This is a genomic window from Desulfovibrio sp. (genome assembly GCF_009712225.1).
GTDB lineage: Bacteria > Desulfobacterota > Desulfovibrionia > Desulfovibrionales > Desulfovibrionaceae > Desulfovibrio.
The window spans coordinates 68433-83458 of sequence record NZ_WASP01000003.1; the positions used below are offsets into that span (position 1 = coordinate 68433).

The window sequence follows — 15026 nt, forward strand, 5'->3', positions numbered from 1 at the left end:
TCAAATGCAGCCTGAAGATTTTTTCCCCTCCCATGGGGACGAATTGGAAAAATATTTGACTGTAGAGCAGATGAAAGCCCGTATTCAAGCCGAACTCAACGGGAAATTGAGCACCGTCCTAGCCCGCATGGACTCTATGCAGGAAACCTTTGAACGGACGCTCGGACCGCTGGCAGCTTCCGTGCAGGAAATTGAGGAAATAAAGCGAAAGGTCAATCTCACGCCCGAAGAGGTTGAAAGGGTCTATAGCCTGAACGCTGCGACCTTGGCTAACAAAAGAGCCAAGGCCGCAGGGCCGCGCTACATCAAGGACGGGGGCAAGATTCTATATCCTCAGAAGGATCTGCAAAAATATCTCAACGAGCGCGAGATATTGACCCGTGATGACGATTAACCGGCTTGGTCGACCCAATCCAGAACCGATTGCGGAACTTGCTCAATCCCTTTCTCTTTAATGAGGTGAGTCAGAATGGCGTTCAACTGTTCTATTGTGGAGTCAGCATCCTTGCTTATCAGGTTTTGCGATTCGGTAATCGGGCACAGGTGGGCATAGCGTTCCGTCATGGTAGTGGTCTTATGGCCGACAAGGCGGGCGATCTTGAACAAGGGAGTGCCCTTGATGGCCTCCCAGGAACAATAGGTATGCCGCAGCGTATGGAAAACCACCTTATCGAGCGGGTCAATCCCGGCAGGATTGAGGCCGCATTCGCTGGCGGAGCGGTCAAACGTCTTATTAGTGCTGGAACCTACCGGGATTCCACCCCGGCCAGTGAATATCAAATCGGAAGAGCATTTACTTACCCATTCTTCAAACACCGGCCTGACAGCCTCCGTAATCCGGTAAGTGCGATACTTCGCGCTGTTCCTTCTCCGATAGATGATAACCCCACGCTCCATATCAACGCACTCCAGATGCAAATACTTCACATCCGTTGGGAAAAGGCCCGTTTCCTGGGATACGAAATTGATAGTGTCCTGAGCAACTTGCCCACTGGTGAAGATGATAATTCTTTTCCGCCGCTCCAGGGCTTCCGTAAAGGCGTTCCAGGCTGCATCGTTCAAGGTAATGCTGCGCCGTCCGGTTTTGCCCCGGATCTGCCAGACCCGCGTTTCAGGTTGCAGGTCATGGATCTTCGTCCCGGTGACTTCGCTCAACCGAGCGCCAGTATTCAGAGAGATAGTGGAGATCAAAAACCATTTACGGCTGTGCCGGTTGATGGTTTCCAAAAGCAGATCCGCTTCACTTCTGGACAGAAACCTAGTGCGGGCGTTGTCCACCTTGGGCATATCCACTTGTTGAAAGGGGCTCTCCCCCTTGAACAGCCCCCATTTCTTGAGTTTGTTGATCACGTTCCGCATGTCGCCCAGGATGAGGCGCACGGAGGCCGGAGCAAGCCCCTTTTTGAGCAGAAAAAGTTTGTAATCCTCCAGTTCCAGAGGAGTGATTTTGTCCACGGGTTTGTTAGCGAACAGCGGAGCCGTATGAACGCGGTATCTAAGCGCAATGTCATACCCGCCATTTTTCAGGTTCGGGAACCATTTCTCCTTAAATACTTCATAGCCTTGGCCGAAGGTGATCCCGTTGCTCTTCTTGGTTCGCTTTGGCGTTTCGCCGTTTCGTGCGGCAACCATGAATTCGCTGCGCTTATCCGCCGCATACTGCGCGGTAACTTTTTCGCTGCGCCATCCGACCTTGTGCCAGCGGAATTTTTTGTCCTCATCTCGGTAACTATAATAAAAGCATTCGTCAGGCTTGCCGTCGAAGCGTTTTGTATCGCTAACATATCGATATACCCCGACAAACTTGGTCTTAATCATGCCTTTCATTTTTCTAGCTCCCTTATAGCTAGAAACGTATTTCTAGCTTTTTCTAGCACGTTTTCGAGCATGCTGCGGGGTAAATTATGACCCGCTGTGAAAAACATGAACTCGAAAGGTCTTGTAATAGCAACAAAAATGAGCCACTATTATATCTAGTGACGTGCTGTGATGGTAAGGGAACTTTATTCGTAATCAGCAGGTCAAGAGTTCAAGTCTCTTAGCTGGCTCCACAGAAATCAAGCCCTTACGGTGAATAACCGGAAGGGCTTTTTTGTTGGTGCTACCGGAGCCACCTGCCAGAAACACTGCAGCGCGCCATATAAAACCAAGCGGCTGGCATTCACCCTGTCATGGACGAAATGTCAGCCGCCTGTTTTACCCACCCAGCAAGCATGTAAAGGCTGGCCGTGGGACATGATTATTCAAAAAAACTGCCTTTTCCGCTCAGTCACAAACGCCTTCGTGTTCAGGGCCTTCAGGAATAGTGCAGGATTGCAACTTTTTGCCAGTGCCGCTGCACTCAAAACAGTTTGTTCCGTCGTTGTTTTTTCCACTGCCCTCACAAGCGGCACAAGTGGTGTAGTCATCAACTCGCGAATTCTGGGCCATAATGTGTCCCCCTTGCTGGAGTTATGCTATCAATCACCACTAGCACTACCCCATCAGAGTTACAAGCGCATTTACCAGCGCCCACCAGCATCAAGGCGGCTCCAGTCGCAAGATCATTCTCCTCACGCTGTTTGGCGGTCTGAGCACAGAATGGCAGACAACAAGCAAATTTCCACACGATCTGGTCCAGCTTGCCGGAAATTTTTTTAGCCTTTATTCAAGCATGGTTACCGTGCAATCAACCCGCGTTCGAAATAAAAGTGCCCATTTTGAGTAAAGTTTCTGACAGAGCCGCCGTAAAACAACACATATAAAAATACCTTTCACAAAAAAACTTTTTACCTATTGCAAACTATTTAATAATTTTTTAATATTTGGTTTGACTTAAAAAGTCGCTTAATAAATAGGCATAAAAATATTAACAGGTTAATAACTTTTCAAAATATCAAAATGAGATAGATTCACGATATCGGACTTTGAAGCGCTCACAAAACCGCCAAAATCTTCCTGGTGAGGCACCATATGAGTATCAAATTCAAAGTGCTGCTCCTTTCCATCATCGGCCCGACCCTGCTGGCGATCACCATCTTTGCATACGCTGTGCAAAGCATCTGGACGTCTGAAGAAGAGGCCGTTGTGCATTCTGCCAAAGGCATTGTGAGCATGGCAGAATCGGCCCGCAACGAAATGGCACTGAAATTTGACGGAGTCATCAAGCCTCTGGACGAAATTTCACGTGATAAACTTGTGGACGCAGTGCCGATCATTACGGCCATCAAGATGGCTCGCCAAAACGCCAGCAAACTCGGATATCGCTTTCGGGTACCCAAATATTCCCCGCGCAATCCCGAAAATGAGCCCAATGCCCTTGAAAGGGCCGCCCTTGACCAGATCAAGTCCAAGGGATTGCCTGAGCTCATAGTGCGCCAGCCCGATGCGATACACTACTTTAAGCCCATCGCACTTACTTCTGAATGCCTGTTCTGTCACGGCGACCCAAAAGGTTCGCCCGACCCCATTGGCGGTACCAAGGAAGGCTGGAAAGTCGGCGAAATTCATGGCGCGTTTGAAATCATCTATTCACTTGATGACGCCGTCGCCGAGACGAAAAAGGCCGCCCTTGCCATTGGCGGTGCCACGGTTGCAGTGCTGGCGATTGTTGTCTGTGCGGTGTGGTTCATCATGCGAAACAGCCTTGTGGCTCCGCTCATACGGCTGCAGAATTTTGCCCGCGAAGTTTCGGAAGGCGAACTGGACACCCAACCGCACGGCACTTTCAAGGCAGAGCTACAGGCACTTGAACGGGCCCTGACAGCCATGGTTGTGCGACTGAAAGAAAAAATACTGTTCTCGGAACAAAAAACCGCCGAGGCAAAGGCATCAGAAGAACGCGCCGCGCACAATGCCCAGGAAGCGTCAGACGCACGCGACGATGCTCTGAAATCGCGCGCACAGGGCATGGTTGAAGCGGCAGACATGCTTGAAGGCGTTGTAAACTCCGTTATCTCGGCATCGCAGGAAATTTCTGCTCAGGTAGAGCAATCCAGCAACTTTGCCTCTGGCCAGGCCGCCAGCATGAATTCAGTTGCCGCAGCCATGGAAGAAATGAACTCATCGGCCGTTGAAGTTTCAAACAATGCGGCCCAGGCTTCGTCATCCTCTGAGGTGATCAAGACAAATGCGCAAAAAGAACTTAACGCGGTCAAAAATATGGTTGGAGCCATCAGAACAGTGCAAACAATGGCCAACAACCTCAAGACCGGCATGAGTGAGCTTGGTCAACAAGCAGAAGATATTGGCAAAATTATGAACGTAATCAACGACATCGCCGATCAGACCAACCTGTTGGCCCTCAACGCCGCCATCGAAGCCGCCCGCGCAGGCGATGCCGGACGCGGATTTGCAGTGGTTGCCGACGAGGTGCGCAAGCTGGCAGAAAAAACCATGTTGGCCGTTACGGAAGTTGGCAATGCCATCAAATCGGTGCAGCTAGGCACTCGCAATAACGTCAACAGCGTGGACATGGCAGTCGAAGCCATCTCAAAGGTTAATGGAATGGCAGAAGGGACGGGCGAGGCCATCAGTCAGATCACCTTGCACGTTAATGAAATGGCAGAACAGATTCAGGCCATTGCACATGCTGTAGACGAACAAATGCGGGCCTCTGACGAAATAAACAAATCCATTTCCATGGCAGACCATAATTCTACTGAAACTTCTGCGGCACTTCAGGAAATATCAACCGCGCTGACAGACCTTGCCCAGCAAAGCCAGGTGCTGGAATCGCTTATTACCAGGCTGCGCACAGGGGCGAAACAGATAACTGTGAAATTCGATCAGTAGCCACTGCATAAACGATGCGGCACGGCCTTGCAGATAATCTGCAGGCTGTGCAAGAGGCACAAAATAATACTCCCTGCTTTGCCAGCGAACCCGCATCAATAAAAACAGCCCCTGAACGTCACGCCAGCTTCATGCGGCGTGACGTTCAGGGGCTGCCTGTGTTTGGATGTTGTGCTGACAGACAGCGGAGCTTACTGCGTGTTAATGGCCAGATCCTGCCCGGTCACGCCGCAGTAAACCAGAAAAAGCTCCACCCCGTCGCTGCCCGTGTATCCGTAGTGCGGTTTGTTGACCATCTCCGCCAAAAAGTCACCCTGCTTGAGCTGCTGCTCAAGGTTGTCGGCTTCGCTTTTTACGGTCAGGCTTCCACTGTGCACGTAGGCAATATTGGGCATGGGGTGCGTATGGCTGGCAAGCCGCGTGTTGGGCGGAATAACAATCTTCACAATCTTGATGTCAGCGTTGCCAGCAGGGTACGGCCCATATTCCTTACCATCCCATGAGCGCACTGCCTCAAACAGCACGGTTTTGCTGACGGCAGCGGGTGGTGTGGCGGCAAGGGCCAAACCGGCGCCAGCCTGCCCATAAGTTTTTCCCCCGGCCCAAAAGCCTGCCGCAAATATAACCAGCCCCGCAACAACACTGAAAAACAGATTCCTTCCGCGCACGCAAACCTCCACAAATGGCTGGGCGCATCGCCTGCGCACGCGAGCCTGCTGGTTATCCACAAACTGCCCTGCCACCGTCGCCCCAAGGCCATGAAAGACCTTGCACGGCTCAGCGATGCTCCAAGGCTGGCGGCTTTGTAATTCTTTACTCTGCAAATACACAGAGATGAATTGCCTTGCAACACCCGGCCCCGGCCGTTCGGCAGTGATCGTCAAAACAGCCCCTGGCTATCCCTCTGCCCGGCTGCCCCTGCGCAGCCAGTACAGAATGGTTGTAAACATCTGATCCGGCTCAACCGGTTTGGCAATAAAATCGTCCATTCCGGCTTCAAAGCAGCGTTCACGATCTTCGTTAAAGGCATTGGCGGTCATGGCGATGATGGGCAACGTCTGGGCAACAGGCATTTTTCTGATCTCGCGCGTGGCCTCAAGACCGTCCATATTGGGCATCTGCATATCCATCAGAATCATGGAAAACTCGCTTGGTCGAGCTGCCTGCATGACTGCCAGAGCCTCCAGACCGTCCCGGGCAACTTCTACCTCAAGACGCGCATCTGCCAGTGTTTCTGTAGCAACCATCATATTGATTTCATTGTCTTCAACCAGCAGGATGCGCCTGCCTGCAAAGTTTGCGGCGATTTCCTGAAAAGCGTTTTTTATCTGTAGCCTTGGCCTCACAGGGCTATCGCCTTCAGCCTTGTCGAACAAGGCCGTAAACCAGAAGGTGCTGCCCTGCCCCACGGCACTGGTAGCTCCTGCCTGACCGCCCATCATTTCGGCCAGCTTCTGGGTGATGGACAGGCCCAGCCCTGTACCGCCGCACCGCTTGGACATTGAAGCATCACCCTGCTCAAAAGGAGCAAACAGATTGGGCAGCTTTTCCGGCTCAATACCAATGCCGGTATCAATGACCTCAAAGCGAAGCCTGATCTGCTTTTCGGTTTCTTCTTCCATCAGCGTACGGATGGTAACGCTGCCCGATGGCGTAAACTTGATAGCGTTGCCCACCAGATTGAGCAGGGCCTGCGTAATCCGCATGCTGTCGCCACTGAGGGCACACGGCAGCGGATCAGATTCTATGCGCAGCTGCAACCCCTTGGCGGAAGCCCCCTCTGCCAGTATTGACAAAACATTGTCTGCAATGACCCTCACATCCATGGGTTCGTGAACAATAAGCAGCTTGCCGGCCTCGATCTTTGAAAAATCAAGGACGTCATTGATCAGACGCAACAAATGTCTGCCAGAAGCCTGAACCCGCTCGAGCTTTTCGGCCGTGTCATTGTCCTGAGATCTTTTTCGCAAAAGGTGGGCAAGCCCGATTATGGCATTGAGGGGTGTGCGTATTTCGTGGCTCATATTTGCCAAAAACGAACTTTTGGCCGCATTTGCCGCTTCTGCCTGGGCGCGGGCCTGGGACATCTGGCTCATCACCCTGCGCTCGTTTGTGATGTCTTCAATGACGGATACAATGCCCTTGGGACGGTCGCTGGCGTCAACCGCAGTGCCGGTCATACGCGCCCAGACAAGGCTGCCGTCCCGGCGCACCAGTTCTTCTTCCCTGCGATGGATTTCACCGTCCCATATCCTGTCATAAGGCACCTTGCCCGCATCAATGTACGCGTCCTTATTAATATACCATATTTCCACAGATTTTCCGATCAGTTCGCCATAGGGCCAACCAAGCATTTCGTGCAGCCTGCGGTTGGCACGTACGAATTTGCGGTCTGCGATCAACGCTATGCCAGAGCTGGCACAATCAAATATGGTCTGCAGCTCGGCGGTTCTCGCAGTGAGTTCGGCAGAGCGGATCGCAACCTGCTCTTCCAGCTGATCGTTTAACTCTGCCGTGGCCTCTTCCGCCAGCTTGCGCTTGCGATTCTGGATTGCCAAAGCAATGGACAGGGCCAACAAAGCAATAATTGCGATTGTTGCCGCAATGGTAGGATAGCGATATTCGCCCCAGAGGGTACGCGGGCGATGCAGAAAGATGGCATTTGAAGGGAGCAGTTCGGGGTCTGCGCCCCAACGCTGCAGCTGCGCCCAGTCAAACATGGGCTGCGAAGGTACTGTTGCATCAGCATTGTTCTTGCCGATTGTGCGCTCTCCGCTCAACAGCTCAAAAGCAATCATCCCCAGATGCCTGCCCACAGTTTCGGTAATTACAGCAGAACCACCAACAAGCCCCTGCCGGATATGGGCATCGTAGAGAGCAAAAACCGGCGCGTTGGCCTGCCTTGCAATTTCTGCCGCAACATCGGCCGGAACAAAGTTGCGCCCTGTTATGTCCTTGAAATAGGTTCCCAGCAAAACAAGGGTATCAGGTGGCAGCATAGAAACATGCTTGAGCATTTTCTCATAGGGCAGCGCAGCGGTATCCTCAAGTTCAAGATTTTTCGCCACAGACATGCTCACAGCGGCAGTCTGCGCAAAGAATGATGCCTGCCTGCTGTCCACACCACCCACAACGATCAAACGCCTCGCGTGTGGAAAAAGGGCCAGTCCGTAACGAATGGTTCCTTCAATATCCCACCGGCTGGTAATGGTCAGCACGGGATTGGGCGGACCTCGCCATGAAACGACAGGGGTGGAAACAAGTGTGGCAAGCACTGGCACATGGGGAGGCACGAAGCCGTAGCCTTCTTGCGCCAGAAAATCGAGCGCGGCCTGATTCTGGGTAATGACCACCCCAATATTTGCCCTGGAAATCTTGTTTCGCAAAAGTTCGGCGAGCAGGCTGCGCCACTGCGCGCTGTCGTTACGCACAAGGTCGAGCATCTCTACGTAAACATCGCTGAAGCTAAGCCCCTTTTCACGCAGTGCAGCCACGGCAGCCGTTGTAAGCGTGTCAGAAACAGGAAGCCCATACTGTGCGCCGGACAGCAGCAGCACAGCCTTGCGCTCTGGCCTCACCTGCCCATCTGACTGGTTGGCACTGTGACCAACGGCTAGTGCTGACGAAATGCCAGAAACAAAGACAAGCAAAAAAAAGGCGTAGCACAGGGCAACCGGTCGCACTACAAAATTGCGCGGTGTGTGGGGGGGAGGCAACGTGCTTTTTTGCGCTGCTCCAAAGGCTGGTTGTGATTGCATCTATGCACCCCTGCATCGCAAGCCCGGATAGTAAGGCGATAAATCTGCGCTGGGGGAATCAATGTCGTGTGCGTTGCGCACATTGAGCATCTGATCAAATCATAAAATTTACTCTATATACATACTCAAGTGAAGTCCAGCGACGACTATTGGTGCACATAAGAAAAGTGCGCATCGGACAGATTGCCGACGCGCAACTATTCAATATATTTCTGTGGATACGTAACATACTGGCAAATCACGTAAGCTGAAATTTTTAGTCAGTTTGCTATTGCGGCTCGGCGTTTTCCCGATCTTGCTGCGCACCATGTGTGATAATAGCACATAACGATTTATAGCAACTGCAAAATCACCATCCCGACAGCACCCAAATCCAGCAGACACAAGGCGTTGATACTGGTATACATTACACAACGTGTGGAAATTCCCGCAAAAAGATAGCCATCCAGCCACCTTCGAGACTTTGCAGCAGCACATAAACCGACGCCAGCGAAAGTGGAGCAAACACACGCGCCAGATCAATACAGAAACCCAGTTCAGGTTTCATTTGTGTACCTCTGGCTTTTTCAGAGCACGTCAGTATTCCTTGGTTACGCCTGCGCTGCCACAGGCCATCACAGTTCTCGCTTTAAACGATTTAGCTGAAATGCGACCAATCGCCCACCTAGGGGAATACTGATTAAGGCCTGAGCCACCCAATTGACGGAAGCACATAATATATTTATTTTGCCGACCAAGTTGATACTCCTCCGACAAATACTTCCATCTTGGTCGGTTGCGCACCTCGCAAAGATAGCCCAGGATGATGCACAATGGATAAGCCGCGTGCACCTGCTTAAAACGGGATGGTCGGACTGCGAGAAACAAGTTACCGCCGTTTGAAGAAACACAACACGCTAACAACCTGAACGGCGGGCGGCTTTTTGTTCAAACAAGCAGGCATGAACTATCCAGCCTGATGCAGGAATAAACAGATGCCAGACTAACCGTCAATAATGGCGCAATGGAGAAACGGACAGGATATATTAGTCACAAAAATATACAATTGATAGAATTATGCGACCACAACATGAACAGTATGCATTATTGACGAAACAATATTTATTTTATATTATAAACTATAAATAACATAAATAGCCATCGCAACAACGCATATAGAGTCAATATTTCATATGAAGCAACCAGCATCCTCGCTCATACAAGAACAATAATTGGAACATAACAATGCTAAATGACAGAAAAAAACAGGCATATAATTTCCTTAGAAATGCAATCATCAGCAATGAGATCGCTGCGGGCTCACCCATTCGCGAGCAGGAGCTGACTAAACGCCTGAAAATGAGCCGTACTCCCATTCGTGAGGCCATGCGCGAGCTGGAAAAAGATGGACTTTTGATCAGTTATCCTGCCAGAGGCACCTTTGTTTTAGTGGTGACGCCTTCTGATGTTGCTGAAATTTATGATCTGCGAATTCTGTGCGAGTTATGGGCACTTGAGCAAGGCCTACCACGAATGCACGATAATGAGATTGAAATTATCGACAGGCTTACAAACGAAGCCGAAGCAAATGTTGACTGGGAAAAATTCCATCTTTCAGATCTACTGCTGCACAACCTCATTATTGAAAAAAGTTACAATAAAAGATTGGTGTCGTTCATACAGGCCATTAACGGCCAGATTGAACGCATCAGAAGGTTCAATGCAAAGGGTAAGGCCAGATATGACCTTGGTATTGTAGAGCACAAAAAAATCCTCAATGCCCTGTTTAACAGAAACCTACCTGCTGCCAAGAAAGCTCTGGAAGAACACTTACGTACAAGCAGATCTACCGCCATCGAAATTGCCAAAATGTTTGAGCTACAGTCTGTGCCCCAAAAGTCCTGATTGGCGTGTCTCTACACGGCAATTCCAGACATCATTATGCAACGGCGCACTGATGGGCACTTGCTGATCGTGTAAAAGCGCCCATGGGAAGGACATGGGCGCTCAAGGGGAGGGAAAGGCGCGAGGCAAATGCGCCCCTTCCTTGTCGTGGAGGAGATTTAGAACTGATAGACGAAGGTCACGCCCACATTCCAGGCGTCGCGTACGTTATCGCTCTTGCCATTCATGCGACTGTTGCCCCATACGGTCTTTGACTTGTCAAGGTACAGTGCATCATAGTTTGCATCAACGTAGACAACAAAGTTGTCGTACATCTTGTACTTGTTGCTCAAGCCAAATTCGAGGACGGCGTCATTGCGCGTCAGATACAGACCTTCACGTCCGGCGATGCTGCCGTCGTTGGCAGACATCCATGACCCAGTGGACCGGTTGATCTTCTTGAGAACACCCGGATCATTGGTGCCCCCAATGTAGTTGATGCGGAGAGTGTGGGAAAGGTTGTCGATAAAGCTCATGTCCTTCAACCGGGCGCCTATACCCCAAAGGCCGGACATGGACTTGCCCACGATGCTGTCCCGGCCCATAATCGGATCGCCATGAAAGGCAAAACCAGAATAACTGTTGGGGTTATTGGGATGCAGAAAAGGCATGCGCTCCGAACCGTTGCCCAGGTTGTCGTCGTCGCCCGAAGCATACCAGCCGTAGAGACCAGGGGTGGCCCAGTCCAGTTTGTATTCCATCAGCACAGTACCCAGCCAACCGGCCCGGTTCATGGAGCTGTCGTCATATTGCACTGAACCGTATTCGAAATCCCACGAGAAGATAAAAGGATCAAGAATTGTAACCTGCCCAGGCAGGCCCACCCACACGGCGTTGCCGTACTGGGAGAGCTTCTGGTTATGACGCCCGCCGAACAGTGGCAGCAAGCCCGCACGCAACGAAGAACCGGACGCATTGCTAGCGTAAGTGTATATCTGCGTGTTGTTGACGGAGTTGTAGTTAATGGCGGGTCCGATGCCAGCGTACATGCCCCAAGGTGTCACCTTGATGCCGTCAAAGGTCAACGGCACGGTTAGACCGAAGGCATCAAGGTTATCCATGTAATTGACGTAACGGCTGGTCGCCGCTGTGGAGTTGTCATTAAGAATACGGGCCCAGAATCCAGTGACACCCACGTTATCATTGATAGCATACGAAGTGGTGATTGCCGCCACATCGTCTGCCAGCACCTGGTTGCTGTTAATAAAATCTGGGAGCTGCATAGGTTGAATACCCATGCGTACCTTCAGATCTGTCTGCGGGACAGCCCAATCAAGATACGACCATTTAACTTTTACCCATGTTCCATCTGCCCCCAAGGATGCGCCACTTGCATTACTGCCCCAGTATTGGGCTGTCCCTCGGTTATAGCCGCCAATTTCAAAGTGCACGGTTCCCGAAAGGGATTCTGAAGCGACAGCATCCAACTGCAAACGAACCTGCTGGTTAGCTTCAAACTCGTCTTCAGAGCTGTTGAACCCAGTCCTTCCATTACCGCCTGTGAAGGAACCATTGGCACCGTAGCTAAAATTGTACGCCCATCGTCCCTTCATTTTGAAATCGATGGCATTCGCTCCAGCCGGCAGTGAAAATAATAAACCTGCCGCCAAGAGTAGTACTGCTATCTTTTTCATCCTCTACTTCTCCTTTCTAAGCAGTGCACGATACACAAACTCCCTGACACCCTATTCTACAGATGCATACAGTGCAGCGTTCGTTCCTCAATAAACACAACCCAACAATGCATCTTGTAAAAACAAATCAAGCATCAAAAATCACAGTTTATAACTGTATTTTATCCAAATCTGTATTCAACACCGAGAGTTCCACAGGGATACTCCCATTTTTTTATAATTGTTTTTCCACACAACACTCGGCACGTTCCGCATTCAAGACAGCCTGCGTAGTCAAAGAATATTGATCCGTCATCGCCACGCTTGTACAAACCTGCAGGGCAAGCCATCATCAGCTTTCTGAATTCTTCAGGATCAGGGTTGTCTACCAGTTCAATATGAGCGTTGCTTTCATCCACATAGAATTTATTGACGCCAAGTTTGACATCCACGTTTACGCTGTTCATATGGACCGCACTCCTTTGAAGCCGTCTTTCATCAGGTTCAAGGGGCCAACCTTTCTGATCTCGCACCAGAGCTTTTTCCACAGGGGCTGCTCCGGCCCGTTGATGGTGAACATCTGGCGCATAACGCCCGTGACCATTTGCGGGTACTCGTTAAAAATTCTTGAATTATCCAAGAATGCTGGCAGATTTTTATAAAGGCTCATGTCCTTCATGATGAAGCTTTCATCCAGAAGGGTTTTGTAGGAGGCAAGCCCCCTCTCGCTGAAATCGTTTGCCTTGCGGGCGGCCATAACAGCCTTGGCCGCAGCCTCGCCAGAAGCCACCGCCAGATCCATGCCGCGCACCGTGTAGCCCACGTTGAGGCAGAAGCCCGCAGCGTCGCCCGCTATCAGCACACCGTCTCCCACGAGCTTGGGCACCATATTGAGCCCACCCTCAGGCACAACGTGTGCCGAGTACTCAACAAGCTTGCCGCCGCTCACCAAGGGGGCCACAGCCGGATGATTTTTAAAATCTTCCAGCATTTGCGGCACGCTCTTGTTGGTGAGGCCCACGCTGTGCAAGCCAAACACAAGCCCCAGAGAAACGGTATTTTCGTTGGTGTAAAGAAAGCCACCGCCAAGGAATCCGTTTGAAGGGTACCCGGCAAACAGCCAGGCCAGGCCATCCTTTCCTTCGCAGCCAAAACGGTCGGCCATCTGGGCGGGGGTCAACTCTATGAGTTCTTTCACACCAACGGCCACAGTGTGGGGCGTGACCTTGTCGACCATGCCGAGCTGCTCGCCCAGTATGGAATTGACGCCGTCCGCCAGTATGACCACATGGGCCTCAAGCTCATCATCGCCAGCTTTTACGCCGCAGACCTTGCCGTCGCGCACGATAAGCTCTTCGACCCGCACGCCGGGAATAGGCTGCGCCCCGGCGCTTTCGGCCTTTTCCATAAACCACTGATCAAACTTGCCGCGCAGGATCGTGTACGACTGCTCCTCGGGTCGCATGGAACGCGCGGTCTGGTAGTCCATGGTCACGGCACTGTCTGCGGTCAGAAATGAAATCTTTTCGCGGGCGACGCGACGTTCAATCGGAGCCTCGTCAACAAACCCGGGTATGATCTTTTCCAGGCTGTGCGCGTAGAGGCGCCCGCCAGTCATATTTTTGCTGCCAGCGTAGTTGCCCCGCTCTATCAGCAGAACAGAGAGACCTTCCTTGGCAAGCAGATAGCCAGCGGTGCAGCCAGCCAAACCGGCCCCCACGATAATTGCGTCAAACTTGTCATCCGACATAGCGCCACCTCTCGTCATAATTTTGCATCAGCCCTTGAGCGTCATTCGGGCCCGCACAACTTGAATCTTTACCCTGCGCTGCTGCATCCCTTGCCCACACCGGTCACGCCTTGCGGCAAAAATCGTCTACAACCGGTATACAGTCACAACAACAATGGAGGCTGCCTTGTTTTACGGTTTTCTCGATCGGTGACGCATCCTCTCGAGAAAACCGTTTCCACGGGTTCTTTGCGCCGACACTACATACGTAAGTCAGCATTTTTACATTATTTATTTTAAAAGACTGGTCAGGCCGGGCAATACCTTATACAGGTCTCCCACAATGCCGTAGTCCACAAAATTGAAGATGGGAGCGTTTTTGTCCTTACTTACCGCGATGATTACCTTGGAACCGTTGGCCCCAACCATGTGCTGAATCTGGCCGGAAACGCCCACGGCAAAGTACACGTCGGCCTTCAGCATCACGCCCGAGACGCCAATGTAGCGTTCACGCTCCATCCAGCCTTCGCCTTCAGCCACGGGGCGAGAGCAGCCAAGCTCCGCTCCGATGACCGTGGCGAGATTTTCCGCCAGGGCGAGATCTTCTTTTTTGGCAAATCCGCGCCCTACGCAAAGCACCTTTTTGGCTTTACACAGATCAACAGAACTGCCCTGTTTTGGCGTCTGTCCCACAACCTTGGGCATAATGGCCGGGGGCACAAAAGCGCCCTGCTTCAGTTCGGCCTTGCGTGAAGCGTCCGGGGCTGCTGGTTCGAACGAGCCGGAGGACAGAGTAAGAACGCAGACCGGTGAGGTGATCTTTTCGCTGCCAGAGGCCAACCCGCCAAAAACCATGCGACCGACGGTAACGGAGTCGGCAATTTCAACCTTGGTCACTTCATTGGCTACAGCCGCGCCAAGCTGCACGCCCATGCGGGCGGCCAGGGCACGACCGCGCTTGCTGGGGGGCAACAAAACCATGGCCTTTTTGCCGCAACCGGCGACCAAGGCGGAAAAGGAGGGGGCGTAATCTTCAAGCATTACGTCTTGCTGCGGGGCAAACGTGTAAACGACGCCAGCGCCAAGCGATGCTGCGTACTGGGCGTCCTCGTCGGTGCCCACCACAAAAGCGCACACGTCTTCGCCCAGGGCGAGCGCCCCGGCGATGATTTCGGGCAGGCGGTCCTTTTTATCGCTGAACACAAAAATTATGGGCATTTTAGACATTGC

Annotated in this window: 11 protein-coding genes; 3 read left to right on the top strand and 8 right to left on the bottom strand. The window is 51.7% G+C overall.

What is annotated here, in order from left to right; translation table 11 throughout:
• The first annotated feature begins 4 nt into the window (after positions 1-4).
• Positions 5-394 carry a hypothetical protein gene (locus F8N36_RS01385; protein WP_291330960.1) on the top strand — a complete coding sequence of 130 codons (390 nt, stop codon included), beginning with the start codon at positions 5-7 and terminating at the stop codon, positions 392-394.
• Here the strand turns inward: F8N36_RS01385 and F8N36_RS01390 are convergent.
• Positions 391-1827 (bottom strand): tyrosine-type recombinase/integrase, encoded by a 1437-nt coding sequence (locus F8N36_RS01390; RefSeq protein WP_291330961.1) that lies wholly within the window; start codon positions 1825-1827, stop codon positions 391-393. The two genes, F8N36_RS01385 and F8N36_RS01390, sit on opposite strands and share 4 nt — an antisense overlap.
• 1125 nt (positions 1828-2952) lie before the next feature.
• Here F8N36_RS01390 and F8N36_RS01395 point away from each other — a divergent pair.
• Complete coding sequence (locus tag F8N36_RS01395; RefSeq protein ID WP_291330962.1) at positions 2953-4773, top strand: methyl-accepting chemotaxis protein; 1821 nt, start codon at positions 2953-2955, stop codon at positions 4771-4773.
• 191 nt (positions 4774-4964) lie between these two features.
• On the opposite strand, the gene F8N36_RS01400 is transcribed toward F8N36_RS01395, so the two are convergent.
• The 3 genes from F8N36_RS01400 to F8N36_RS01410 form a co-directional block, all read right to left on the bottom strand.
• The gene (locus F8N36_RS01400) at positions 4965-5441 is read right to left on the bottom strand and encodes a cupin domain-containing protein (protein WP_291330963.1); all 477 of its coding nucleotides are present in this window, start codon (positions 5439-5441) and stop codon (positions 4965-4967) included.
• Between the two features lie 228 nt (positions 5442-5669).
• A complete protein-coding gene (locus F8N36_RS01405; protein ID WP_291330964.1) occupies positions 5670-8531 on the bottom strand; it encodes a response regulator in 2862 nt (953 codons plus the stop codon).
• Between the two features lie 406 nt (positions 8532-8937).
• Positions 8938-9078 carry a hypothetical protein gene (locus F8N36_RS01410; protein WP_291330965.1) on the bottom strand — a complete coding sequence of 47 codons (141 nt, stop codon included), beginning with the start codon at positions 9076-9078 and terminating at the stop codon, positions 8938-8940.
• A 677-nt stretch (positions 9079-9755) separates the two neighbouring features.
• On the opposite strand from F8N36_RS01410, the gene F8N36_RS01415 reads away from it, so the two are divergent.
• On the top strand, positions 9756-10415 hold the full coding sequence (locus F8N36_RS01415) for a GntR family transcriptional regulator (protein ID WP_291330966.1): 660 nt from the start codon (positions 9756-9758) through the stop codon (positions 10413-10415).
• Positions 10416-10573: 158 nt separating this feature from the next.
• Here the strand turns inward: F8N36_RS01415 and F8N36_RS01420 are convergent, their stop codons facing one another.
• From F8N36_RS01420 to F8N36_RS01435, 4 genes are all read right to left on the bottom strand, one after another.
• Entirely contained in the window at positions 10574-12088 is a 1515-nt protein-coding gene (locus F8N36_RS01420; RefSeq protein WP_291330967.1) for an outer membrane homotrimeric porin, read from the bottom strand.
• A 161-nt stretch (positions 12089-12249) separates the two neighbouring features.
• Complete coding sequence (locus F8N36_RS01425; protein ID WP_291330968.1) at positions 12250-12534, bottom strand: ferredoxin family protein; 285 nt, start codon at positions 12532-12534, stop codon at positions 12250-12252.
• Positions 12531-13817: an FAD-dependent oxidoreductase gene (locus tag F8N36_RS01430; protein WP_291330969.1), complete on the bottom strand. Its 1287-nt coding sequence runs from the start codon at positions 13815-13817 to the stop codon at positions 12531-12533. Before F8N36_RS01430 ends, F8N36_RS01425 begins: the two co-directional genes overlap by 4 nt.
• A 270-nt stretch (positions 13818-14087) precedes the next feature.
• Complete coding sequence (locus tag F8N36_RS01435; protein WP_291330970.1) at positions 14088-15023, bottom strand: FAD-binding protein; 936 nt, start codon at positions 15021-15023, stop codon at positions 14088-14090.
• Positions 15024-15026: the final 3 nt, after the last annotated feature.